At 75.4% G+C, this 23,007-nt stretch carries 22 protein-coding genes; 13 read left to right on the top strand and 9 right to left on the bottom strand.

The genetic code is table 11. The features are described 5' to 3' along the window. Positions 1-2 precede the first annotated feature (2 nt). Both ITJ44_RS15030 and ITJ44_RS15025 read right to left on the bottom strand, forming a co-directional pair. Positions 3-1,298, bottom strand: a complete 1,296-nt coding sequence (locus ITJ44_RS15030) for an APC family permease (RefSeq protein ID WP_194636353.1) — start codon at positions 1,296-1,298, stop codon at positions 3-5. Continuing rightward, a complete protein-coding gene (locus ITJ44_RS15025) occupies positions 1,295-2,401 on the bottom strand; it encodes an XdhC/CoxI family protein (RefSeq protein ID WP_194636352.1) in 1,107 nt (368 codons plus the stop codon). The genes ITJ44_RS15030 and ITJ44_RS15025 overlap by 4 nt, the downstream gene beginning before the upstream one ends. Positions 2,402-2,574: 173 nt before the next feature. Here ITJ44_RS15025 and ITJ44_RS15020 point away from each other — a divergent pair, with 173 nt between their 5' ends. The 5 genes from ITJ44_RS15020 to ITJ44_RS15000 all read left to right on the top strand — a co-directional run bounded on the left by ITJ44_RS15020 (position 2,575) and on the right by ITJ44_RS15000 (position 7,841). Continuing rightward, positions 2,575-3,204 (top strand): hypothetical protein, encoded by a 630-nt coding sequence (locus ITJ44_RS15020; protein ID WP_194636351.1) that lies wholly within the window; start codon positions 2,575-2,577, stop codon positions 3,202-3,204. 260 nt (positions 3,205-3,464) lie between these two features. Then, complete coding sequence (locus tag ITJ44_RS15015) at positions 3,465-4,037, top strand: hypothetical protein (protein WP_228495191.1); 573 nt, start codon at positions 3,465-3,467, stop codon at positions 4,035-4,037. 213 nt (positions 4,038-4,250) lie between these two features. Continuing rightward, on the top strand, positions 4,251-5,705 hold the full coding sequence (locus ITJ44_RS15010; protein WP_194636349.1) for an amidohydrolase family protein: 1,455 nt from the start codon (positions 4,251-4,253) through the stop codon (positions 5,703-5,705). 90 nt (positions 5,706-5,795) lie between these two features. Continuing rightward, entirely contained in the window at positions 5,796-6,419 is a 624-nt protein-coding gene (locus ITJ44_RS15005; protein WP_194636348.1) for an NTP transferase domain-containing protein, read from the top strand. 168 nt (positions 6,420-6,587) lie between these two features. Continuing rightward, positions 6,588-7,841, top strand: a complete 1,254-nt coding sequence (locus tag ITJ44_RS15000) for an LCP family protein (RefSeq protein ID WP_194636347.1) — start codon at positions 6,588-6,590, stop codon at positions 7,839-7,841. 10 nt (positions 7,842-7,851) lie between these two features. Here ITJ44_RS15000 and ITJ44_RS14995 read toward each other — a convergent pair whose 3' ends face one another. Both ITJ44_RS14995 and ITJ44_RS14990 read right to left on the bottom strand, forming a co-directional pair. After that, positions 7,852-8,385 carry an iron-sulfur cluster assembly scaffold protein gene (locus ITJ44_RS14995; protein ID WP_194636346.1) on the bottom strand — a complete coding sequence of 178 codons (534 nt, stop codon included), beginning with the start codon at positions 8,383-8,385 and terminating at the stop codon, positions 7,852-7,854. Next, entirely contained in the window at positions 8,382-10,193 is a 1,812-nt protein-coding gene (locus tag ITJ44_RS14990) for a gamma-glutamyltransferase (protein ID WP_194636345.1), read from the bottom strand. The genes ITJ44_RS14995 and ITJ44_RS14990 overlap by 4 nt, the downstream gene beginning before the upstream one ends. 104 nt (positions 10,194-10,297) lie before the next feature. On the opposite strand from ITJ44_RS14990, the gene ITJ44_RS14985 reads away from it, so the two are divergent. From ITJ44_RS14985 to ITJ44_RS14965, 5 genes are all read left to right on the top strand, one after another. After that, positions 10,298-11,737 (top strand): MFS transporter, encoded by a 1,440-nt coding sequence (locus ITJ44_RS14985; RefSeq protein WP_194636344.1) that lies wholly within the window; start codon positions 10,298-10,300, stop codon positions 11,735-11,737. 96 nt (positions 11,738-11,833) lie between these two features. Beyond that, positions 11,834-12,862 carry an LLM class flavin-dependent oxidoreductase gene (locus ITJ44_RS14980; protein ID WP_194636343.1) on the top strand — a complete coding sequence of 343 codons (1,029 nt, stop codon included), beginning with the start codon at positions 11,834-11,836 and terminating at the stop codon, positions 12,860-12,862. A gap of 253 nt (positions 12,863-13,115) precedes the next feature. Next, positions 13,116-13,793, top strand: coding sequence for an esterase (locus tag ITJ44_RS14975; RefSeq protein WP_370551711.1), 678 nt, complete (start codon positions 13,116-13,118; stop codon positions 13,791-13,793). Continuing rightward, positions 13,790-14,497, top strand: a complete 708-nt coding sequence (locus ITJ44_RS14970; protein WP_370551710.1) for an NAD(P)H-hydrate epimerase — start codon at positions 13,790-13,792, stop codon at positions 14,495-14,497. Before ITJ44_RS14975 ends, ITJ44_RS14970 begins: the two co-directional genes overlap by 4 nt. Positions 14,498-14,665: 168 nt before the next feature. After that, the gene (locus tag ITJ44_RS14965; RefSeq protein ID WP_194636341.1) at positions 14,666-14,959 is read left to right on the top strand and encodes a hypothetical protein; all 294 of its coding nucleotides are present in this window, start codon (positions 14,666-14,668) and stop codon (positions 14,957-14,959) included. Positions 14,960-15,046: 87 nt separating this feature from the next. Here the strand turns inward: ITJ44_RS14965 and ITJ44_RS14960 are convergent, their stop codons facing one another. The 4 genes from ITJ44_RS14960 to ITJ44_RS14945 form a co-directional block, all read right to left on the bottom strand. Then, positions 15,047-16,075 (bottom strand): NADPH:quinone reductase, encoded by a 1,029-nt coding sequence (locus tag ITJ44_RS14960; RefSeq protein WP_194636340.1) that lies wholly within the window; start codon positions 16,073-16,075, stop codon positions 15,047-15,049. 41 nt (positions 16,076-16,116) lie between these two features. Next, positions 16,117-17,682 carry an amidohydrolase gene (locus ITJ44_RS14955; RefSeq protein ID WP_194636339.1) on the bottom strand — a complete coding sequence of 522 codons (1,566 nt, stop codon included), beginning with the start codon at positions 17,680-17,682 and terminating at the stop codon, positions 16,117-16,119. Next, positions 17,679-18,347: an FMN-binding negative transcriptional regulator gene (locus ITJ44_RS14950; protein WP_194636338.1), complete on the bottom strand. Its 669-nt coding sequence runs from the start codon at positions 18,345-18,347 to the stop codon at positions 17,679-17,681. Before ITJ44_RS14950 ends, ITJ44_RS14955 begins: the two co-directional genes overlap by 4 nt. A gap of 125 nt (positions 18,348-18,472) precedes the next feature. Then, complete coding sequence (locus tag ITJ44_RS14945; protein WP_194636337.1) at positions 18,473-20,188, bottom strand: AMP-binding protein; 1,716 nt, start codon at positions 20,186-20,188, stop codon at positions 18,473-18,475. 124 nt (positions 20,189-20,312) lie between these two features. Between ITJ44_RS14945 and ITJ44_RS14940 the strand changes: the two genes are divergently transcribed. Continuing rightward, the gene (locus ITJ44_RS14940) at positions 20,313-21,149 is read left to right on the top strand and encodes an alpha/beta fold hydrolase (RefSeq protein WP_194636336.1); all 837 of its coding nucleotides are present in this window, start codon (positions 20,313-20,315) and stop codon (positions 21,147-21,149) included. 35 nt (positions 21,150-21,184) lie between these two features. On the opposite strand, the gene ITJ44_RS14935 is transcribed toward ITJ44_RS14940, so the two are convergent. Continuing rightward, positions 21,185-21,532 (bottom strand): LysR family transcriptional regulator, encoded by a 348-nt coding sequence (locus ITJ44_RS14935; RefSeq protein WP_194636335.1) that lies wholly within the window; start codon positions 21,530-21,532, stop codon positions 21,185-21,187. A 117-nt stretch (positions 21,533-21,649) separates the two neighbouring features. Here ITJ44_RS14935 and ITJ44_RS14930 point away from each other — a divergent pair, with 117 nt between their 5' ends. Together ITJ44_RS14930 and ITJ44_RS14925 are read left to right on the top strand one after the other, a co-directional pair. After that, complete coding sequence (locus ITJ44_RS14930) at positions 21,650-22,270, top strand: (deoxy)nucleoside triphosphate pyrophosphohydrolase (RefSeq protein WP_194636334.1); 621 nt, start codon at positions 21,650-21,652, stop codon at positions 22,268-22,270. A 51-nt stretch (positions 22,271-22,321) separates the two neighbouring features. Then, positions 22,322-22,981 (top strand): hypothetical protein, encoded by a 660-nt coding sequence (locus ITJ44_RS14925; RefSeq protein WP_194636333.1) that lies wholly within the window; start codon positions 22,322-22,324, stop codon positions 22,979-22,981. The last annotated feature ends 26 nt before the right edge of the window (positions 22,982-23,007 follow it).

Below are 23,007 nucleotides of genomic sequence, written 5' to 3'. Positions count from 1 at the left end.
GGTCAGCGGGCCGCGGCGCGCCGACGACGCGCGAGCACGACCGCGCGCCCGACCACGCCGACCGACAGCACGCCGACTCCCACGGCGATGGACGACCCCGGCAGCGTCGCCACGAGCACCAGGCAGCCCACGACGCCGAGCACCTGCAGGGCCCGCGGGTACCGCCGGTCCGCGCGCGCCTGCGTGAACGCGGCGGCGTTGGCGACCACGTAGTACAGCAGCACGCCGAAGGACGAGAAGCCGACGACGCCGCGGAGGTCCACCGTGAGCACGAGGACCACGACCACCGCGGCCACCGCGATCTCGGCCCGCTGCGGCACCCGGTACCGCGGGTGCACGACGGCGAGCGCGCGAGGCAGGTCGCCCTCGCGCGCCATGGCGAGCGACGTGCGCCCGATCCCCGCGAGCAGCGCCAGGAGCGCGCCGAGGCACGCGCCGGCCGCGCCCACCCCGACCAGCAGCACCGCCCACCCCCAGCCCGCGTCGCGCACGACCTCGGCGAGCGGCGCGGGGGATCCGGCGAGCCGGGCCTCCCCGAGCACCCCGAGGAGCGTGACGGCGACGAGCGCGTAGACGACGAGCGCGCCGCCGAGCGCGAGGAGGATCGCGCGCGGGATGGTGCGGGCGGGATCGCGCACCTCCTCCCCCATGGTCGCGATGCGCGCGTACCCCGCGAAGGCGAAGAACAGGAGGCCGGCCGACTGGAGGACGCCGTAGGGGGTGGTGTCGACGACGCCCGCGACGGATCCCGCGGCGGCGGGCCCGCCCGCGACGAGGCCCGCGACCAGCACGAGCGCGATCACCGCGAGGACCACCGTGATGATCACGCGCGCGAGCCGGGCCGTGCGGGTCACCCCGAGGCAGCCGACCGTGGCGAGCGCGACGACCGCGAGCGCCGCCACCGGCCGCTGCCACGCCGCGGGCACCGCGTACGCGGCGAACGTGAGGGCCATGGCCGCGCAGCTCGCGGTCTTGCCGATGACGAACGACCAGCCGGCGAGGAAGCCCGGCCACGCGCCGAGCCGCTCCCGGCCGTACAGGTACGAGCCGCCGGAAGACGGGTACCGGGCGGCGAGCTGGGCGGACGCCGTGGCGTTGCAGAAGGCGACGACCGCCGCGATCGCGAGGCCGACGAGGAGGCCGTCGCCCGCCGCGCGCGCCGCCGCGGGCATGACGGCGAAGATCCCGGCGCCGATCATCGCGCCGAGGCCGAGCACGGTGGCGTCGAGGAGGCCGAGGCGGCGGGCGAGGCCGGGCGGGGTCGGTCCCGCGGACGCGGACGGGGACGCCGCGGTCACGGCCGCTCCCGGTGGATCGGCCCCGTGGTCGTCGTCAGCGGCGCGCCCGCGGTGCCGGCACGCGCGGCGAGCACCTCCGCGAGGATCGAGACGGCCGTCTCCTCGGGCGTCGACGCGCCGATGTCGAGGCCGATGGGCGACCGCAGCCGCGCGAGCTCCTCCGGGCCGAGGCCCTCGTCCGCGAGCAGCGCGCGGCGGCGCACGTCGGTGGTGCGGGATCCCATCGCCCCGACGAAGGCCACCGGCAGGCGCAGCGCCTGCACCAGCAGGGGCACGTCGAAGCGGTCGTCGTGGGTGAGCACGCAGATCACGGTGCGGGCGTCGACCTCGGTGCGCGCCAGGTACTCGTCCGGCCACTCGGCGACGACCTCGTGCGCGGACGGGAAGCGCGCGCGGGTCGCGAACGCGGGCCGGGCGTCGCACACCGTCACGCGGTAGCCGAGCAGCGCGGCCGCGTCGGCGAGCGCGGCCGAGAAGTCGACGGCGCCGAAGACCAGCAGCCGGGGCGGCGGCGCGGCGACGAGGTGGAGGACGCGCAGCGGCCCGTCGGCGCAGTCGACGTCCGTGGTGCCCGAGCGGCCGGCGGCGAGGCGCGCCGCGAGCCCGGCGCGGATCCGGCGGGCGGCGTCGACGCCCACGGCCGCATCCACCGTGGGGTCGGCCGCGCTGGTGATCCACGTGCCGACGGCCGGGCCGTCCAGCACGAGCGCGAGCGACGCGGCACGGCCGGCGCGGGCGTCCTCGAGGGCGCCGCGCACGGCGTCGGGGACGGGCGATCGCGCGTCGTCGCCGGGCGCGACCTCCACGACCACCACGCCGATCCGCCCGCCGCAGGTGAGGCCGACCTGGAACGCGTCGTCGTCGCTGACGCCGAAGGACGTGAGCGCGGGCACCCCGTCCTCGAGCACGCCCGCCGCGACCGCGACGACCGCGCCCTCGACGCAGCCGCCCGAGATGGATCCGATCACCCGGCCCCGGTCGTCGACCGCCATCGCGGTGCCCGCCGTGCGCGGGGCGCTGCCGAGCACGTCGGTGACGCACGCGACGGCGAGGCGGCGGCCGTCGGCGAGGGCGTCGAGCACCCCGGCGGCGATCTCGAGCACGGCACCTCCGGTGGGAGCGCCGGCGAGCGGGCGCGGGACGGGCGGGAGGGCGGCGGCCGGACGGCGCGCGATGGTATCGCCCGCGTCAAGCCTCGCACGGCCCCTGCGTAGGGTGGGACGCGGATGCCGGGGGGATCCTCCCCCGGTGCCGCGCGTCCATCCGAGGGGGACCCATGGCATCGACCGCACCCGACCGCCCGCAGCCGCTGCACCGGCGGATCCGCCGGGCGTGGGCCGACGCGCCCTGGGCCGTGCAGGCGCTCGCCGTCGCCGCGCTCTACTTCGGCTACTTCACGCTCCTCGACTTCGGGGCGTGGAACGGGACCGGCGGGGCGCTCCTCCTCCGCGTGGGGCTCGGCCTGCTGGCCGGCGCGCTCTTCGTCGGCGTGCGCCGCTCCCGCGGTCGGCGACAGGTCGGCGCGCCCAGCTGGGTCGAGGTGTCCGAGGCCGCGGAGGACGGGGAGCTCCGCCCGGGCGCGGATGCGGCCGCGTGGCTCGCCGCGCTGGAGCGCCGGCGCGCGGAGATCCGGCAGGAGTCATGGATCGTGCCGCTCGGGCTGGTCGTCATCGTCGCGCTGACCCTCCTCAACGGCGCGAGCGGCGACCGGGCGATCGCCGGGCTCGTCGTCCTCGCGGTCTTCGTCTCCTGGTCGGCCGTGCTCATCGTCTCCCGCGGTCGCCGCCGCGACGCCGTCGACGCCCTGCTGATCCGGCTGCAGGAGTCGGTGCGAGCCGACGAGGAGAGGCGGGCCGGTTGGGCGCCGCCGTCGCCCGACGACCGCATTCCCCCGACTGCTGGATAGGCTCGGCCCGCTGCCGCGCCGACCGCGTGCCCGACCGGCCACCGCCGCATCGTGCACCACCCACGAGGAGAGACGATGACCCACCCCGCCCGCCCCGTCGCCGCATCCGCGGGCGGGTCCGTCGCCGCCGTGCACGCGGCGTGCAGGCAGCGCCGTCTCGTGACGGGCGCCCGACCATGACGGGCTCAGCCGCCCCCGCGCACGGTCGGGTGCGGCGCGCCCGCCGAAGGCTGGCCGACGCCCCCGCGATCGTCCCCGCGATGGGCATCGCCCTCGCCTACCCGGCGATGACGACCTACTGGCGGGTCGCGCTCGGGCAGGAGGTGGGCACCGAGCGGATCCTCGGGACGCTCACGGTCGGCGTGGTCGTCGGCCTCATCCTCACGGCGGTCCTGTCCATCCGGCGCCGCGGCACCCGGTCCCGGATGCGCTGGGTCGACGTCTCCGAGGCGATCGACGACGGTCGGCTCCCCGCGGACGCCGACGCCGACTCGTGGCGGTTCCTGCTACTCCGCCGGCGCGAGGTCCACGACCAGCTCGGCGGACCGTGGGCGATGCTCGTCGCCGCGGCGCTCCTCGGCGGCACCGTGGCCGTGGGCGTGCTCGGCGGGCCGCCCCTCGCGTGGACGCTGCCCGCGCTGATCGCCGCGGCCGTCGCGGGTCTCGCCGTCGTCCGGCGCCGTCGGGTCGCCCGCATCGACGCGCTCCTCCAGCCGCTGCTCCACGCGGAGACGGCGGGAGGGCTCGACGCGGACGCCGCTACGGGGAGCGCGGTGGACGCCGATCCCGACCCGTCCCCGGCCGCCGGACCGGCCGGACGACCTCCCGCCTGACGATCTCGCGAGGGGTCACCGCTTCCTGAGCGCCGTCCAGGCTCGCGGCGTGTCGGAGCGCGTGCCCCTCCCCGAGGTCGACGATCGACCGGGTTCCCGATCCCGCGCGCCGCGACGCCGCGGCTCCGCAGGATCCGGCCCGCCGCGTGATCCCCTCCGGGCTCCCGCCGTCCAGCACCGCCGCGCACCAGCCGAGCGAACGGATCCTCCCGCATGAGCGAACCCCGGACCACCCACCCCGCGCCGCCCGCCCGCGCCGCCGCCTGCCGCGCCGTGCACCGCGGGCACGTCCTCCACATCACGGGCTCCCCGCGCGTCGAGGACGCCCGTCGCCACCTCGTCTCGGTGCCCGACGGCGCGCTCGCGGTCGACGACGCCGGCCGGATCGCGTGGGTCGGCCCGTTCCGCGAGCTCCCGCCCGCGTTCGCCGACGCCCCCGTGCACGGCGACGCCTCCGACTTCCTGATCCCCGGCTTCGTCGACGCGCACGTGCACTTCCCGCAGACCTACACGACGAGCGCCCACGGCGGCGGCCAGCTCCTCGAATGGCTCGACACGTGCGTGTTCCCGTCCGAGGCGCGGCTCGAGGACGAGGGCTTCGCGCGCACGATCGCGGCGGACTTCACGCGCCGCCGGATCATGGCGGGCACGACGAGCGCGCTCGTGTTCGGATCCGCCTTCCCGCACGCGCAGGACGCCCTGTTCGAGGCCTCCCGCGACGCGGGGCTGCGCCTCGTGAGCGGCCGCGGGATCCAGACGGTCGGCTCCGGCCCCGCGACCCCGCTGCTCACCTCCGAGGAGGACGCGATCGCGCTCTCCTGCGCGGAGATCGACCGCTGGCACGCCGTCGACACGGGCGACGCGACGACGGCGACGCTGCAGGTCGCGATCGTGCCGCGGTTCAGCCTGTCGGTGACGCCCACGACGCTCCGGGGACTCGGCGAGCTCTACGACGTGGCCCGCGGCGAGGGTGTCCACTTCCACTCGCACCTCAACGAGAACGACCGGCCGGGCACGGGCGAGATCGCCGCCGTCCGGCAGGTCTTCGGCACCGACACCTACCTCGACACCTACGACGGGCTCTTCCTGCCCGGGTCGGAGCGCGGCGGATCCAGCCTCCTCGGCCGCCGCAGCGTGTTCGCCCACGCGGTGCACTGCCAGGACTCCGAGCTCGCGCGCCTCGCCGAGACCGGCAGCAGCATCGCGCACTGCCCGACGTCGCAGCAGTTCCTCGGCTCGGGCACCATGCCGTGGCGGCGGACGGTGGCGTCGGGCGTGAACGTGGCGATCGGATCCGACGTGGGCGCCGGCGACGAGTGGCTCGTCGCGCGCGTGCTCAACGACGCGTTCAAGGTGCACCTGTCGGAGCCCGGCGACGCGGGGGTGGAGATCGATGCGGCGGAGCTGCTCTTCACGGGCACGCTCGCCGGGGCCCGCGCCCTCGACATGGAGGAGCGCTACGGCAACCTCGACGTGGGCAAGGACGCCGACTTCCTGACCATCACCCCCGACCTCTGGGAGCCGCTCGCGCTCACGCTGGCCCACGGGATCCGCGCGGACGACGACGCGCGCGCCACCGACCAGATCCTGTTCACCCTCCTGATGGGGCTGCGCGAGCCGGCCATCGCGGGCGTGCACGTGCAGGGGCGGCGGGTGTCGGCGGGTTGACCGGCAGCCGACCGGCTGAGGGCGCCGTCTCGCCAGCGACCCCAGCGGAACGGGGCGAGGGCACGGCGAGCGCGCTCCTAGCATGGGCGGATGGCGGGATCACGGGACGCGGACGCGGACGGACGACCGGCACCGCGGATCGCGGGCGTCGTGCTGGCCGCCGGCGCGGGCACCCGCTTCGGCGTTCCCAAGGCGCTCGCCGCGCATCCCGACGGCACGCCGTGGCTCGCCACCGCGATCCGGGCGCTCGCCGACGCCGGCTGCTCCCCCGTGCTCGTCGTCCTCGGCGCGCGGGCGGACGAGGCCGCGGCGCTGCTCGGCGGGCTGCCGGAGTCCGCGCGCGCGGTCGTGGTGCGCGCCGAGGACTGGGCCGACGGCATGTCCGCCTCCCTGCGCGCGGCGCTCCGGGCCGCCGCCGCCCTGGATCCGCCGCCCATCGCCCTCGCCGTCGTGCCGGTGGACGTGCCCGACCTCGACGCCGCCACCGTCCGCCGCGTGCTCCAGGCGGGGCCGGTGGACGCGGCGACCCTGCGCCAGGCCGTCTTCCGCGGACGCCCCGGCCATCCCGCGCTCCTCGGCCGCGACCATTGGGAGCCGCTCGCCGCCGGCGTGCGCGGCGACGCGGGGGCCCGCGCGTACCTCGCCGCGCGCGGCGCGCAGCGGGTGGACGCGGCGGACCTCAGCACGGGCGTGGACGTCGACCGGAGATCCTGACCCGACGATGGATCCGCGCCATCCGGCGCGTCCGCCGCGCCCACCCTGCGAACCCGCGGCGGACCGCTCTCGGCGGCACCGCCGCGCAGTACGGTGATCCCGCGCGCGGGTCCGCCGACCGGACCCACCCCCTCACGCGCGCGACACGACCCGAGCACAGGAGCGAACGTGGCCTTCGACGACGAGCCTCCGGCAGGGCGCTCTCCCCGCGGGGCGCGACCCCCGCGGGCCGGGATCGCCCGCCACGGACGACTGCGCCGGCCCGGTGCGGCCCGACCGGTCGTCGGCTTCCTCGCCGCGATCCTCGCGGTCGTCCTGGTCAGCGCCGGGTCGATCACCGCCATCGCCGCGTGGGACCTCAGCCGCACCGTCTCCGCCAACTCCGTCGACATCTCGGACGGCCGCGGCCTCCCGCCGTCGCTGGCCGGGCTCGACGGCGCCGCCGACATCCTGCTCGTGGGCAGCGACAGCCGCGAGGGCCAGGGCGACGGGTACGGCGACCCGAAGATCGTCGGCACGGGCCGCCTCAACGACGCGACCGTCCTGGTGCACATCAGCGCGGACCACAGCCGGGCGACCGCCATCTCCTTCCCCCGGGACATGCTCGTCGACATCCCGTCGTGCGCGAGCGACGACGGCGGCGCGGACTCCCCGGCGGCCACGCACGTCATGCTCAACACCGCGCTGAGCCGCGGCGGGCTCGGCTGCGTCGTCCGCACCATCTCGAGCATCACGGGGATCGACATCCCCTACGCGGGCGTCGTGCAGTTCAACGGCGTCGCGGCGGTCTCCGATGCGGTCGGCGGGGTGCCCGTGTGCCTGGCCAAGCCCATCAAGGACAAGAACACGGACCTCGACCTCCCCGCCGGGGTCAACGTCATCCACGGGAAGGAGGCCGCCGAGTTCCTGCGCACGCGCCATGGCGTCGGCGATGCGAGCGACATCGATCGCATCAGCAACCAGCAGGTGTTCCTCGGAGCCCTCGTCCGCTCGGTCACGAGCAGCGGCACCCTGACGAACCCCGCGAAGGTCTACCAGATCGCCCGCGCCGTCGTGGAGAACATGAGCCTCTCGACCTCGATGGACAGCCCGGCGGCCATCGCCTCCATCGCCCTCACCGTCAAGGACATCCCCGCGGACCGCTTCACCTTCGTGCAGTACCCGAGCATCCGACGCGCGGACCAGCGCGTCGACCCCGACACCCAGGCCGGCGCCCAGCTCATCAGCGCGGTCACCTCGGACTCGGACTTCAGCCTCGCACCCGGCTCCATCGGGGGCGGCGTGCAGGCGCCGACGGCCACGCCGGCGCCCTCCGCGGATCCGTCCGCCGGCACCGCGAGCCCGACCCCCGACGCCGGCACCGTGCTGCCGAAGGACGTCACGGGCCAGACCGCGGCCGAGGAGACGTGCGCGCACGGCTGACGGACCCGCCTCAGCGGGCCAGCGCCTCCTCGAGCGCGTGCCAGGCGAGCAGCGCGCACGTGCCGCGGAGCGGGTAGCGGCCGGAGTCCGCGAGGGCGATGGCGTCGCCGAGCCGGTCCTCGGCGCCGGGCCGCAGCTCGTGCGTGCGGATCAGGGCGCGCAGCTCGACGACGAGGGCCGTCGCCTCCGCGGCCGTCCGGCCCTCCACGAGCTCGGCGAGCATGGACGCGGACGCCTGCGAGACCGTGCAGCCGCGGCCGTGCCAGCGGACGGCGATCGGCTCGGCGGGATCCACGGGCGATCCCGGGTCGACGGGCGCATGCGCGGGATCCACCGCGAGCACCCGCAGGTCGACCACGTCGCCGCAGGTCGCGTTGCGCTGCTCCGAGGTCCCGAGGACGACTCCGACGGCGGGCGTCGCGGCGTCGGGCTCCGCCACGAACCGCCCGGGCGCCGACGCGGCCCGCAGCGCCGCGTCGCTGCCGACGCGTCGCCGGGCGTGGTCCGCGATGAGCGCCGAGGCGATCTGCCGGTCGAGCGTCATCGTCCGACCGCGTACCCCTGCGCACCGCGGGGATTGGCCGCCGCGCCCAGGAGGCCGGTCGCGGGATCCCGGGTCACGGCCGAGAGGCGGCCGAGCGTCCAGTCGCCGACGACCTCCACCTCGTGCCCGCGCGCCCGCAGGTCGGCGATCACGTCGTCGCCCACGCGGCCCTCGACCACGAGGCCGCCGGGCGTCCAGGTGCGCGGCCAGAAGGATCCGGGGACGCTCGTCGTGTGGAAGGTCGGCGCGTCCACGGCCTGCTGCGGCGAGAACCCGCCGACGATCGTGCGCAGCAGGTAGGGCAGCTGCCACTGGTCCTGCTGGTCGCCGCCGGGCGAGCCGAGCGCCTCCACGGGCTCGCCGTCGCGCGTGATCAGCGTCGGCGTCAGCGTCGTGCGCGGCCGACGGCCGGGCACGAGCGACGAGGGGCCGCCGGGCTCGAGCCACGTCATCTGCAGGCGCGTGCCGAGGCAGAAGCCGAGCGACGGGATGAACGGCGACGACTGGAGCCAGCCGCCGGACGGGGTGGCGGAGATCATGTTGCCCCACCGGTCGACGATGTCGAGGTGGCAGGTGTCGCCGCGGGTCTCGCCCGTGCGGGAGACGGTGGGCTCGCCCGTGCCGCCGGCGGACGCGGGCGCGTCGCCCTCGACCATGAGCGGCGGCAGGAACGGCTCCACGCCGTCGATGCGGCCGGGCCGCAGCTCGTGCGACGCCTGGTCCGTGATGAGCGCGCGGCGCTCGGCCGCGTACCCGGGCGACAGCAGCACGTCGAGGGGCGCGCCGCCCGGCACGGCGTCGCCGTAGTGGGCCTCCCGGTCGGCCAGCGCGAGCTTCTGCGCCTCGATGATGCGGTGGATCCCCGCGGCCGTCGCCGGGTCGATCTCGTCGTCCGTGAACCCGTCGAGGATCATCAGCGCCTGCAGCAGCGCCGGGCCCTGGCCCCAGGCGCCCGTCTTCCAGATCCGGAGCCCGCGGAACCCGATGGAGACCGCGTCCTCCCACGAGGCGCGGGAGCCGGCGAGGTCCGCGGCGGTGATCAGGCCCGCGTGGTCGGCGCCCGTGGAGTGCCGGTGCGGATCCTGCACGCTCGCGACCATCTCCTCGGCGACGAAGCCCTCGGCCCACACGGTGCGCGCGGCCTCGATGCGGGCCTCGCGCGTCGCGTCCGCACCGGCCGCGGCCGACGCCTCGGCGAGGATCCGCTCCATGGCCGCCGCCCACGCCGGGTTCCGCACGAGCGACCCCGCGGCGGGCGCCTCGCCGTCCGGCATCCAGAACGCGGCCGATGCCGACCAGTGCTCGCGGAACAGGTCGCCGACGCCCGCGATGGTGCGGCGGACGCTCTCGAGCACGGGATGCCCGTCACGCGCGTATCCGATGGCGAACGCCCACACGTCGGCGAGCTCCCACGTGCCGTGGTCGCGGAGCAGCAGCAACCACGCGTCCACGGCGGCGGGCACGGCCGCGGCGAGCGCGCCCGCCCCGGGCACGCGGTCGAGGCCCTCGGCGCGGAATCGCTCGGGCGTCGCGGCGGCGGGCGCGGATCCCTGCCCCATGAGCAGCTTCGGCGCCGCCTCCCCCGCGACGTGCACGACGGCGGTCATGTCGCCGCCCGGCCCGTTGAGGTGCGGCTCCACGACGTGCAGCACGAACGCGCTCGCGACCGCGGCGTCGAAGGCGTTGCCGCCGCGCTCCAGCACGGCCTGGCCCGTGCCGGACGCGAGCCAGTGCGTGGAGGCGCTCATGCCGAACGTGCCGCGGAGCGTGGGGCGGGTGGTGAATGCGTCGGGCGCGCGGAACGTCACGGGGGTCCTTCCGATGGGAGTGCCCCCAGTCGACCACATGGGATCCTCGCCTCGCGGGAATGCCGTCGGCCCTGCGGCCGTTCACCGTTCGACCCGGGAGGCTCATGACTGACACCACTGGCGTCGGATTCCGATCCGAGCGCGGCCCCATCCTCATCGCCCTGATGCTGACGACGGGCCTCGTGGCCATCGACTCGACCATCCTCGCCACCGCGGTGCCGTCCATCGTGGACGACCTCGGCGGCTTCGCCTCGTTCCCCTGGCTGTTCTCCATCTACCTGCTCGCGCAGGCCGTGTCGGTGCCGCTCTACGCGAAGCTCAGCGACACCGTCGGCCGCAAGCCGATCATCCTCGTCGGCATCGGCCTGTTCCTCGTGGGATCCGTGCTGTGCGGGTTCGCGTGGAGCATGCCCGCGCTCATCGCGGCCCGCGCGATCCAGGGCCTCGGCGCCGGCGCCGTGGCGCCCATGGCGATCACGATCGCGGGCGACATCTACACGGTCGCCGAGCGCGCGAAGACGCAGGGCTACCTCGCGAGCGTCTGGGCGGTCTCGAGCGTCGTCGGCCCCACCCTCGGCGGCGTGTTCTCCGAGTTCACGACCTGGCGCTGGATCTTCTTCGTCAACGTCCCGCTGTGCGTCCTCGCCGGGTGGATGATCGTCCGTCGCTTCCACGAGTCCATCGAGCGCACGAAGCACCGCGTCGACTACGCGGGCGCCGCGCTCCTCACGGTCGGCCTCAGCCTCCTGATCCTCGCGGTGCTCGAGGGCGGCCAGGCCTGGGCGTGGGACTCCGTGCCGAGCATCGGCGCGTTCGCGGTCGGCGCCGTGCTGATCGTCGCGTTCCTGCTCGTGGAGCGCCGCGCGGCCGAGCCCGTTCTGCCGCTCTGGGTGTTCTCGCGGCGCCTGCTCCTCACGACGACGCTCGTCTCGCTCGGCGTCGGCGCGATCCTCATCGGCCTCACCTCCTACGTGCCCACCTACCTCGAGGGGTCGCTGCGCGTCACGCCGCTCGTCTCCGGGCTCGCGCTCGCGGCGCTCACGATCGGCTGGCCGATCTCCGCCTCGCTCTCGGGCCGCCTGTACCTCCGCATCGGGTTCCGCCGCACCGTGCTCATCGGGATGGCGCTCACGATCGTCGGCACCGGATCCATCGCGCTGCTCGCCGCCACGCCCACGCTCGTCGGCATCGCGGCCGGCTGCTTCGTGGTGGGCCTCGGGCTCGGCCTGGTCGCCACGCCCAGCCTCATCGGCGCGCAGTCGAGCGTCGGCTGGGGCGAACGCGGCGTCGTCACGGGCGCGAACCTCTTCGCCCGGTCGATCGGCAGCGCCGTGGGCGTCGCCGTGTTCGGCGCGATCGCCAACGCGATCTTCGCCGCGTCGGCGGGCGGCCAGCGGGATCCGGACGCCGTGATCGCCGCGTCCGGCGCGGTCTTCCTCGCGGTCGGCGTGTGCGCGCTCGCGACGGTGGTCGCGGGACTCCTCATGCCGGAGTCGCGCGTCGAGGACACCGAGATCGCCCGCGCCGAGCCGATCGTGGACTGACCCGCCGCAGCGCCCGCCCGATTCGCGGGAATGCCGACCCCGCCCCTACAGTTGACCCAGATGCATACGTTCGCATAGATAAGGAAGCAGGGCAGCATGGCGCAGGAGATCGAGCTCGGACTGGACACGTTCGGCGACGTCACGGTCGGACCGGACGGCCGCGAGCTGCCCTACGCCGAGGTGATCCGCAACGTCGTCGCCGAGGGCGTGCTGGCCGACCAGGTCGGCATCGACTTCATCGGCCTCGGCGAGCACCACCGCGACGACTACGCGATCTCCTCCCCCGAGGTCGCGCTCGCGGCCATCGCCGCGACGACCTCCCGCATCCGCCTGGGATCCGCCGTCACCGTCCTCAGCTCGGACGACCCCGTGCGCGTCTTCCAGCGCTTCGCCACGCTCGACGCCGTGTCGGACGGCCGCGCGGAGGTCATCCTCGGCCGCGGGTCCTTCACCGAGTCGTTCCCGCTGTTCGGCTACGAGCTGAGCGACTACGAGCGCCTGTTCGAGGAGAAGCTCGGCCTCTTCGCCGAGCTCGTGAAGGAGACGCCCGTCACCTGGAGCGGCTCGACGCGCGCCAGCCTCACCGAGCACGACGTCTTCCCGAAGACGGCGAACGGCATCAGGACCTGGGTCGGCGTCGGCGGCAGCCCCGAGTCCGTCGTGCGCGCCGCGCGCCACGGCTTCCCCCTCATGCTCGCGATCATCGGCGGAGAGCCGCACCGCTTCGCGCCCTACGCCGACCTGTTCGCGCGCGCCCTCGACCAGCTCGAGCAGCCGCGCCTGCCCGTCGGGATCCACTCGCCCGGCTACGTCGGCGAGACCGACGCCGAGGCCCGCGAGGCGTTCTTCCCCGACTACCAGGTCATGCACGCCCGCATCGGCAAGGACCGCGGCTGGCCGCCGCTCGCCCGCGCCTCCTACGAGCAGGAGATCGAGCACGGCTCGCTCTACGTCGGATCCCCCGAGACCGTCGCCCGCAAGATCGCCGCGACGCTGAAGGCCGTGGGCGCCACGCGCTTCGACCTCAAGTACAGCGCGGGCCCGTTCTCGCACGAGCGCATGATGGGCGGGATCGAGCGCTACGGCACGATCGTCGCGCCCATGGTGCGCGACATCCTGGCCTGATCCCGCCTGCCCGGCGCCCCCGCCACCCCCTTCGCGGTGGAGGGGGCGCCCGCGCACGGGATATCCTGCGATCGTCCCCATTCCGGGGGCGTCGCGACGGACGGGACGGGCTGCGATGACCGGCGCACCGCCCCCCGATGCCGAGCCGGGTCGCGACGACGACGACGCACCGCACGACGCCCGGGCAGCCGATGCGCCAGCGGGCTCGCGGGCGCTCGCGGCCGGGCCGCTCGCGTCGCTCCGATCGGCCACCGTGGGACTCCTCCAGTACCGCGTGCTCTACCGCGAGATGCGGCGCGCCACCTTCCCGCGCGACTCCCCCACGGGCTCGCTGCCGGGCCCGGATCCGTACGGCCTGGCCGTCGTGGGCGAGGGCACCGCGGTCGGCTACCAGACCGTGTCGCACGACCTCGGCGTCGCCGGCCAGGTCGCGCACAAGCTCGCCGTCCGCACCGGCCGCGGCGTCTTCTGGTCGGTGCAGTCCTTCCCCGACTTCACCGTGCGCTCCTGGCGCGCGGGCCTCGACGCGTTCCCCGCGTGGGCGAGCACCGACGTGGCCGTCGTGGCGCTCGGCATCGGCGACGCCATCCGCTTCACCCCGACGCCGCTGTGGGAGTCGCTGCTCGACGCGTGCATCACGGCCATGCAGGCGCGCATGCCCGATGGCGCGCTCGTGCTCGTGACGGAGGTGCCGCCGCTCGAGACCTCCCCCGTGACGCCGCCGCTCATCGCGGGTGCGGTGGGACGCCACGCCGATACGCTGAACCGCAGCACCCGCCGGGTCGTCGCGCGGCACGAGCGGGTCGAGAGCGTGCCGTTCCCGGCCTGGCGGATCCCGGAGTTCACGGCGCCGAACCCGGAGGACACCCTGTACGGCCGCGTCTACCGGGCGTGGGCCGAGCTCCTGGTGGAGCGGATCGTGTCGTCGTGAGCGACCCCGCCACGATCGACCCCGCCACGATCGCCGACGGCTACGCGGCCGCGGACATCCGCGCCGCCGAGGCGCCGCTGCTGGCGGCCGGGGCGCAGCTCATGCGGGTCGCGGCCGCGGGCCTCGCGCGCGTCTGCCGCGCCGAGGCGCCCACCGGGGCCGTGCTCGTGCTGGTCGGCGCGGGGAACAACGGCGGCGACGCCCTGCTCGCCGCGGCCGAGCTCGCCCGGGACGGCCGCGAGGTGCGGGTGATCCGCACGGCCGCGCGGATCCACGAGGGCGGGGCCGCGCAGGCGGCTCATGCGGGCGTGCCGATCACGTCGTCCGACGCGCTCGACGACGCCGGGCTCGCGGCGCTCGGCCAGGCCTCCGCGCTGGTCGTCGACGGGATCCTCGGCATCGGCACCACCGCGAGCCCCGCCCTCCGCGACGAGGCGCGCCGGGTCGTGGCCGCGATCCTGCCCGTCGTCCGCGCCCCAGGCGGCCCCGTCGTCGTGGCGTGCGACATCCCGAGCGGCGTCGGCTGCGACGACGGCCGGGTGCCGGATCCGACCGTGCTGCCCGCCGACGTCACGGTCACGTTCGGCGCGGGCAAGCCCGGGCTGATGCGCGGGGACGGCCGCGCGCTCGCCGGCCGCGTGGAGCTGGTCGACGTGGGGCTCGACCTCTCCGGGACGACGCCGCGGGTGCGCGCCGCACCCTGACGCCGCGCCATGACGACGCGCCCGGGCGGCCCCATGTCCCCGATAGCGCCGACTTCACCCCGGGCTCCCGCTGCGGAAGAGTCGACGCAGGCCATCCGGCCCGTCGAAGGGGGACGACACCATGCACGATCACGCCATCACGCACCGCGCTCCAGGCGGAGGGCCGGCATGACCGGCCCGCTCGCCCTCGCCATCGCCAACGCCGCCGTCATGGCGGTCGTCGCCCTCGCGGGGGCGCGCACCCCGCGGTGGCTCCGCGGATCGTCGTGGCTGCTGCTCGCGGTCTCGCTGGGGGTGCTCGCGCTGCACCTCCTCGGGGACGCGTGGGACATCCCGACGAACCTGCTCGCCATCACGTTCCTGATCTCCACCTGCCTCAACGCGAGCGCCCTGGCGCCGCTCGTCATGCAGCGGCTGCTCGCCCGGCCGCGCTCCCGGGGCCGCGTCGCGGGCACCGAGTAGCCGCATCCGCCGCCGACCGGCGGACCGCAGGCGGATGGCCGCATCGCCCGAGGGCGGTGCGGCCATCCGTCGTCCGGGCCCGATGGATCAGGCGGGCGTCACGTCGATGAGCACCTTGCCGGTCACGCCGTCCTCGACCGCGCGGTGTGCGTCGGCCGTGGCGTCGAGCGCGAAGCGGGTGAGGGGCAGGCCGGCCTCCTCGCCCACCGGCAGCGCGCCGTCGATGAGGGCGAGGTGGATGTCCGCGCGGGCGGCGTCGAGCGCCTCCTGGCCCACCGTGTACAGCAGCAGGAACTGGTAGCGCAGGTTCTTCACGAAGCTGTCGACCACGGGCAGGGTGACGGTGTCGCCGCCGTTGTTCGCGTACACGGCGACCGACGCCCGGTTCTTCGCGACGGCCTGGTTGAGCTCGGCGTTCTGCGCGGGCGCCACCTCGACGATCAGGTCGACGCCGTCGGGCGCGACGGCCTGGATCTCCGCGACCGCATCACCGTGCGTGTAGTCCACGACGTGGTGCGCGCCGGCGGACGTCGCGAGCGCGGCCTTCTCGGGCGAGCTCACCGTGGTGATCACGGTCGCGCCGGCCCAGCGGGCGAGCTGGATGGCCGCGTGGCCGACCGCTCCCGCGCCGCCGGCGACGAGCACGTGCGTCCCGGCGAGGGCGCCGGGCGCGAGCCGCGACGGGCCGTCCTCGGAGACGGTGAGGGCGCGGTGCGCGGTGACGGCGGGCACGCCGAGGCTCGCGCCGAGGTCGAAGGAGAGGCCGTCGGGCAGGGGCGCGACGCGGTCGACGGGGAGGACCGTCTTCTCCTGCGCGGTGCCGGTCGGGCGGCCGTGGGCGGCCAGCATGATCCAGACGCGGTCGCCGACGGCGAGGTCGGTGACGTCCGGGCCGACGGCGTCGACGATCCCGGCGCCGTCCTGGTTCGGGACGACCTCGGGGAACGGGAGCTCCTGGCCGGGAGATCCGCCGTCGCGGGACTTCCAGTCGGTGGGGTTGACGCCGGAGACGACGACGCGGACGCGCACCTCGCCGGATCCGGGCGCGGCCTCGTCGCGGTCGACGGGCTGCAGGACTTCGGGGGCACCCGTGCGGGTGTAGGTGATCGCTCTCATGCAGGGCCCAACGTCCGGCGCGCGTGCGGTGTTCCTGCCGTTCAGCCGCCGAGCGTGTCGTGCGTGAACCGGCCGTCGAGGAGGGTGGCGGACACGCGCATCGCGCGCAGGTCGTCGGCCGAGGTGGAGTCCGCGAGCGGATCCCGGTCGACGACCGCGAGGTCGGCCCGCTCCCCCGCCGCGACGCGCGTGCGCACGGAGGCGTCGAGCGCGGCCGCGCGGTCGATGGCCTGCTCGGGGTGCCAGGGCGCGCGGCCGTCGCGGGACCGGCCGACGGCGGCGCTCATCGTGGCCCACGGATCCAGCGGCGCGACGGGCGCGTCCGAGCCGAGCGCGAGGCGCGTGCCCGCGGCGCGGAGGTCGGCGAGCGCGAAGGCCCGGGCCGTGCGCCCGGCCCAGTAGACGTCGGCGATGTCGCGGTCGTCCATGGCGTGCTCGGGCTGCACGCTCGCGACGACGCCGAGCGCGGCGAAGCGCGCCACGTCCTCGTGCGTCAGCAGCTGGGCGTGCTCGATGGATCCGGCCGTGCCGTCGGCGGCGCGGTGCGCGCCGCCGAGCACCCGGTCGAGGTGCGCGAACGCGTCGAGCGCGAGCCGGTTGGCGTGGTCGCCGATGGCGTGGATCGCGGGCCGGAGCCCCTGCCGCGCGGCGCGCTCCATCAGCCCGCGCAGCTCCTCGGGCGGCACGGAGAGCTGACCGCACGCGCCGCCGTGCGCGTCGCCGCCCTGGCCGTCGAGGTCGGGGTACGGGTCGAAGCAGTACGCGGTGCGGGTGTTGAGGGATCCGTCGGTGACGACCTTGGCGGGGCCCACGCGCACGAGACCGCCGGTGCCCGCGAGCGGCTCGCCCGTGCGCAGGCCCTCGTCGCGCGCCCGGTCGAGGTCCTGCGGCCAGATGCCGGCCTCCACGCGGAGCGCGTCGTGGCCGAGCGCAGCCAGGCGGCGCCAGCGGTCGGCGTTCCAGTCGATCTCGAGGTCGACGACGCCGACCACGCCGCGGCGGGCGGCCTCGCGGGCCACCTGCACGGCCTGCGCGTCGAGCGACGACGCATCGCCCTCCTCCACGCGGTACATGAAGTCGAAGCAGTCGTCCTCGCGGAGGAGGCCGGTGGGGTGGTCGCCGTAGCCGTGCGGCGCGAGCGCGGCCGAGCTCGCCCAGCAGCAGTGCAGGTCGCCGCTGACGAGGAGCACGGGCGTGTCGCCGGCGACCGCGTCGAGCAGGTCCTTCGTCGGGAGGTCGGGCCAGAGGCCGTCGCGGAAGCCGTAGCCGACGAGCGCCTCGGGGGCGCCGGCGACGGTGACCCGGCCGGTTCCCGTCGATGCCGCGCGGGCGGCGAGCGCGTCGCGCACGAGGTCGACGGCCTCCGCGGCGGACGACGCCCGCGAGACGTCGAGGCGGCGCGACACCTTCGTCCACTGCGTGAAGTGCACGTGGTTGTCCCAGAGCCCCGGGATCACGAAGCGGCCGTCGAGCGCGCGGGTCTCGACGCCCGCGGCGTCCGCGGATCCGGCCGGCCCGACGGAGACGATGACGCCGTCGCGCACGAGCACGTCGACGGGCGCGTCGGATCCGGGCAGGCGACCGCCCGCGAGGAGCAGGCCGCTCACGCGTCGGCCCCGGCGGATCCGCCCTCGGCCCGGGCCCTGGCATGCCGCATCTCCGCGGCGAGCGCCGCGTTCGCGTACTCGGCGCCGTGCTCCAGCTCGTGCAGCACGCGCTCGACGACATGCTGCGGCTTGTCCTGGCTGAGCTTGGCCTTGGCGACGAACCGCGTGGCGACGAGCCGCAGGCCGACGGTGCCGGCGCCGATGCGGGCGGCGTACGCGGCGTCCGCTGCCGTGCCCTCCATGCGGCGCGGCTCCGGCATGCGGTCCTCGAAGCGGTCCACCAGCTGGCCGAGCACCCGCAGGTTCTCCTCGGGAGACAGGATCTCGACGCGGCAGGTCAGGTGCGCGCTGACGTGGTTCCAGGTGGGCACGGCCGGGTCGGCGTCGTACCAGCCGGGCGAGATGTAGCCGTGCGGGCCCTGGACGATGACGAGGACCTCGGCGGCCGCGCCCTCGCGCCGGCCGAGCTCGTGGATCCGCTCGTCGGGGCGGCCCACGTGGGTGAGCAGCGTGAGGTCGTCGCGCGCGGGATCCAGCAGCACCGGGTAGTGCGAGGCGACGAGCCCGGCGCCCGTGCCGCTGACGATGGTGGCCCACGGGTTCTCGTCCACGAGGCGGCGGACCTCGGCGACGTCCTCGAGCGCGTACGACGGGTTCTCCCTCACCGGGCGGCCCGCCGCGGCTCGGGGGCGGGCGGGGACGCGAGGGGCATGACGGGATGCTACCGGCCGCCGAGCTCCGCTCCCGTCACCCCGCGATGGCTGTGCGGGAGCGCGCCCGCGACGTGCGGTCAGCGCCCGCGGAGCCCCGGGAACTGGTCGTCGCGCCACTCGCCGTCGAGCCGCTCGCCGGCGTCGGACGCCGCGACCTCGCGCTGCCGCAGCTCGACCCGGCGGATCTTCCCCGACGCGGTCTTCGGCAGCTCGCCGAACTCCACGCGGCGCACGCGCATGAACGCGGGGCACCGCTCGCGCGCGTGCTTCAGCACGGCGAGCGCGGTCGCCTCGTCGGGCTCCCATCCGGCCGCGAGGTGCACGTACGCCTTCGCGACGTTCAGCCGCACGGCGTCCGGAGCGCCCACGACCGCGGCCTCCGCGACGGCCGGGTGCTCGATGAGCACGCTCTCGACCTCGAACGGCGAGATCTTGTAGTCCGAGGACTTGAAGATGTCGTCGGTGCGGCCGATGAACGTGATGGTCCCGTCGGCGTCGCGGCGCGCGACGTCGCCCGTGTGGAACAGGCCGTCGCGCATCGCCTCGGCGGTGCGCTCCTCGTCGCCGAGGTACCTGGCCATGAGGTTCACGGGCCGCGTCGCGAGGTCGAGGCAGATCTCCCCCTCGTCGGCGCGCGCGCCCGTGACGGGGTCCACGAGCACGAGGTCGACGCCCGGCAGCGGCGCGCCCATCGAGCCCGGCACGACGGGGTCGCCGGGCGCGTTCGCGACGATGGCCGTGGTCTCGGTCTGGCCGTAGCCGTCGCGGATCACGAGCCCCCACCACTCCTCGATCCGCGCGATGACCTCGGGGTTGAGCGGCTCGCCCGCGGACATGATCTCCCGCAGCCTGCCCGGCCGCTCGCGGATCCCGGCCTGGATGAGCATGCGCCACACGGTGGGCGGCGCGCAGAAGGTCGTCACCTCGGCCCGGTCGAGCTGCTCGACGAGCGCGTGCGCGTCGAAGCGCGCGTAGTCGTGCACGAAGACGGTAGCCTCGGCGATCCACGGCGCGAAGAAGCAGCTCCACGCGTGCTTGCCCCAGCCGGGCGAGCTGATGGCGAGGTGCACGTCGCCGGGCTGGAGGCCGAGCCAGTAGGCGGTCGTGAGGTGCCCGACCGGATAGGAGACGTGCGTGTGCACGACCATCTTCGGCTTGCTCGTGGTGCCGGACGTGAAGTAGACGAGCGCGGGATCCGTGGACGCGACCTCGACGCCCACCCGGTCGGCCGGCGCGTCGTCGGCGTCGCGGTAGTCGGCCCAGCCGCCGGGCACGGACGTCTCGCCCGTGGCGCCGATCGCGACCCGCGCGTACTCCCCCGGCACGTCGTCGAAGACGGCCGTGTGCGCGAGGTCGGCGATGACGTGGCGCACGCCCGCGCGCGCGACGCGGTCGGCGAGGTCCGCGGATCCCAGCACGGTGGAGGTGGGCAGGATCACGGCTCCCGCCTTCATGATCGCGAGCATCGTCTCCCAGAGCTCCACCCGGTTGCCGAGCATGAGCATGACGTGGTCGCCCTTCCGCACGCCGCGGCCGACGAGCCAGGTCGCGACGCGGTCGGAGCGCGTCGCCATCTCGTCGAAGGTGAGGCTGCGCTCGGATCCGTCGCCCGACACCACGCGGAGCGCGGCCCGGTCGTTCCCGTGCGCGATCTGGTCGAACCAGTCCACCGCCCAGTTGAAGGAGTCCCCGACGTCGGGCCACGCGAAGCGGGCGACCGCGGATGTCCGGTCGGTGCGCATCTCCTGCAAGAGGTCACGGGCGGCGCGGTAGGAGGAGTTGGCTCGGGGCATGGGTCCATCCTGCTGCCCGCGGCGCGCTGCCCGCACAGGGGATCCGAAAGAGCGCACCGCCTGGCGGACGGCTCCGCAGCAATCCAGTAGTGCACGAACTCATGAATGAGGGAAGGACGATCGCATGACCGAGATCACCGCCCACCACGGGCTCCTGAAGGACACGAACCTGCACGTCGACGACACCGGGGGCTCGGGCCGCCCCGTGGTCCTGATCCACGGCTGGCCGCTCTCCGGCGAGTCGTGGAGCAAGCAGGTGCCCGCGTTCGAGGCCGCCGGCTACCGCGTCATCACCTACGACCGCCGCGGCTTCGGCCGCAGCGACAAGCCGCTCACCGGCTACGACTACGACACCTTCGCGTCCGACCTCGACGCCGTGCTCACCGAGCTCGACCTCCGCGACGTCACCCTCGTCGGCTTCTCGATGGGCGGCGGCGAGATCGCCCGCTACATCGGCACCCGCGGCGAGGAGCGCTTGCACAGCGTGGTCTTCGCCTCCGCCGTGCCGCCGTACCTGGAGAAGACCGACGACAACCCGGACGGCCCGCTCACGAAGGACGCCGCCGCCGAGATGACGGCCGGCCTCACCAAGGACGAGGACGCGTTCTACGACGAGTTCACGACCGGCTTCTACTCCGCGAACGGGGTGCTCAAGGTCACCGAGGCCGAGCGCCAGGAGGCCATCGCGCTCGCGCACCAGTCGAAGAAGCACGCGGCGCTGGCGTCGATGGCCGCGTTCGCGACCACGGACTTCCGCGACGACCTCACCAAGGTCACGGTGCCGACGCTCGTCATCCACGGCGACAGCGACGGCACCGTGCCCTTCGAGGGATCCGGGGCGCGCACGCACCAGGCCATCGCCGGCTCCGAGCTGCACGTCGTGAAGGACGCCCCGCACGGCGTCACGGTCAGCCACCCCGAGGAGTGGAACCAGGCCGTGCTGGAGTTCCTCAAGAAGTAGGACGCACCACCCGTAGGGGCGCTGATCCGATCGGGTCAGCGCCCCTGCGTGCGCTTGTAGGGCTTGGGCTGGCCCTTGACCACGGGCGCGCGGCCCTGGCCCTTGGAGGCCTTCGCCTTCCCGCCGGCCGGCGGCTTCGGCGCCTCGGGCGGGGTGGACGGCTTCGCCAGCTCCTCGACGGCCTCCTCGTAGGCGAGGCGGCCGGTCTTCGTCAGGCGCGTCTCGGTGCTCTGCGGGTCGAAGACCGCGCGGCCGTAGTGCTCCTCGATGGCGCGGATGGAGGAGGCGAGCTTCGCGCGCGAGATGCCGAGCTGATCCGCCGCCTTCGGCAGGTGCAGCACCTCGGCCGCGACCACGAAGTGTCGCTGGTGGCTGATCTTCACGCGTGGTGCCTCTCGTCGCGGCGGATGCCGGAGGACCCACGGTACAGGGCGGGTCGGCCGCCACCGGGCGGGCCGGTAGCGTCGAGGCGGCGGACGGCGCCCACGGGGAGGCACGGCATGGCGGGACTCGAGGTCGTGGCGGCGGTGCTGATCCGCGACGGACGGGCGCTCGCCTGCCGCCGTGCGCCGCACACGTCGGGCGCCGGCACGTGGGAGTTCCCGGGCGGCAAGGTCGAGCCGGGCGAGACGCCGGAGGCGGCGCTCGCCCGGGAGATCCGCGAGGAGCTGGGCGTCGATGTGACGGTCGGCCCGCTCGTCGACCGCTCGGAGGTCGCCGTCGGCGCGCGGCTCATCGACCTCGCCTGCTATCGCGCGGACCCCGTCGGCCCGCTCCCCACGTCGAGCACCGACCACGACGAGCTGCGCTGGATTCCGCTCGCCGACCTCGGCGAGCTCGCCTGGTCGGCGCCCGATCTGCCCGCCGTGCGCCGACTGGTGCTCGAGGCCCGGCACCCGGACGCCAACTGGGTGATCGACGTGGGTGCGTCGCCGCGCGTCGCGGATCCGGAGCACGACCGGCACGCGGCCCTGCTCGCGGAGGCGTCGGGCGACCCGGGCGCATCCATCGCCGAACTCGAGAGGGCGGTGCGCGCGGCCCACGCGGCCGGGCTCGACGAGCACCGGATCGCGGTCGCCGCCCGCCTGTCGCTCGCGCACGTGCGGGACCTCCTCGGCTGAAGAGTCGCACGCGCTTGACCTCAAGGTCGCGTGAGGTGTTGTGATCTGCGCATGATCATCCACGCCGTGAACCTGCCCGCCCGCGACACCGCCGAGGTCGCCGCCGCCTACCGGGCGCTCGGCTTCCCGGTGCGCATCACCGACGACGCCGCCGAGGTGGAGATCGGCCCGACCCGCCTCCGCTTCGCGCACGACCCCGCCTACAGCGGCGCGCACCACCTGGCCTTCACCATCCCGACGGGCTCCTTCGCGGCCGCGCGGGCGTGGATCGGCGAGCGGGCGGAGGTCATCGCGCCCGACGGCCGCGACGAGTTCGCGGGGCCGGGCACCTGGGACTCCCGCTCCGTCTACTTCCGCGGTCCCGACGCGCAGGTGCTGGAGCTGATCGAGCGCCGCGCGCTCGCGCCCGGCGGCCGCGTGACCGGCCCGTTCCGCGCATCCGACGTCGTCGCCGTGAGCGAGGTCGGCATCGTGGTCGACGACGTGCCCGCCGCGGTCGCGCTGCTCGAGGAGGCCGGCCTCCACCCATACGGCGGCTTCGCGACGGACGGGTTCGCGGCGGTCGGCGACGTCGAGGGGCTCCTGATCCTCGTGGCCCGCGACCGCGCGTGGGTACCCGAGGGCACGCAGATCGCGGCCGACGTGCCGGTGGTCGTCGACGTGGGGCTCGGACGGGAGATCGCGCTCGGGGCGGGTCGGCTGCTGCGCTGACGCGGGGGTGCGGACGGGCGTTCGGG

The sequence above is a fragment of the Clavibacter sp. VKM Ac-2873 genome (genome assembly GCF_015351075.1).
Lineage (GTDB): Bacteria > Actinomycetota > Actinomycetes > Actinomycetales > Microbacteriaceae > Clavibacter.
Note: the sequence above shows the minus strand (reverse complement) of the source record. Positions and strands in the feature narration are given on the sequence as shown.

What these genes read in the sequence shown, in the direction of transcription:
- ITJ44_RS14940 (WP_194636336.1), top strand. Translation starts at nt 20,313, where the DNA reads ATGACCGAGATCACCGCCCACCACGGGCTCCTGAAGGACACGAACCTG.
- ITJ44_RS15010 (WP_194636349.1), top strand. Translation starts at nt 4,251, where the DNA reads ATGAGCGAACCCCGGACCACCCACCCCGCGCCGCCCGCCCGCGCCGCC.
- ITJ44_RS14995 (WP_194636346.1), bottom strand. Translation starts at nt 8,385, where the DNA reads ATGACGCTCGACCGGCAGATCGCCTCGGCGCTCATCGCGGACCACGCC.
- ITJ44_RS14945 (WP_194636337.1), bottom strand. Translation starts at nt 20,188, where the DNA reads ATGCCCCGAGCCAACTCCTCCTACCGCGCCGCCCGTGACCTCTTGCAG.
- ITJ44_RS14930 (WP_194636334.1), top strand. Translation starts at nt 21,650, where the DNA reads ATGGCGGGACTCGAGGTCGTGGCGGCGGTGCTGATCCGCGACGGACGG.
- ITJ44_RS14985 (WP_194636344.1), top strand. Translation starts at nt 10,298, where the DNA reads ATGACTGACACCACTGGCGTCGGATTCCGATCCGAGCGCGGCCCCATC.
- ITJ44_RS14980 (WP_194636343.1), top strand. Translation starts at nt 11,834, where the DNA reads ATGGCGCAGGAGATCGAGCTCGGACTGGACACGTTCGGCGACGTCACG.
- ITJ44_RS14965 (WP_194636341.1), top strand. Translation starts at nt 14,666, where the DNA reads ATGACCGGCCCGCTCGCCCTCGCCATCGCCAACGCCGCCGTCATGGCG.
- ITJ44_RS15020 (WP_194636351.1), top strand. Translation starts at nt 2,575, where the DNA reads ATGGCATCGACCGCACCCGACCGCCCGCAGCCGCTGCACCGGCGGATC.
- ITJ44_RS14925 (WP_194636333.1), top strand. Translation starts at nt 22,322, where the DNA reads ATGATCATCCACGCCGTGAACCTGCCCGCCCGCGACACCGCCGAGGTC.
- ITJ44_RS15015 (WP_228495191.1), top strand. Translation starts at nt 3,465, where the DNA reads ATGGGCATCGCCCTCGCCTACCCGGCGATGACGACCTACTGGCGGGTC.
- ITJ44_RS15005 (WP_194636348.1), top strand. Translation starts at nt 5,796, where the DNA reads ATGGCGGGATCACGGGACGCGGACGCGGACGGACGACCGGCACCGCGG.
- ITJ44_RS14960 (WP_194636340.1), bottom strand. Translation starts at nt 16,075, where the DNA reads ATGAGAGCGATCACCTACACCCGCACGGGTGCCCCCGAAGTCCTGCAG.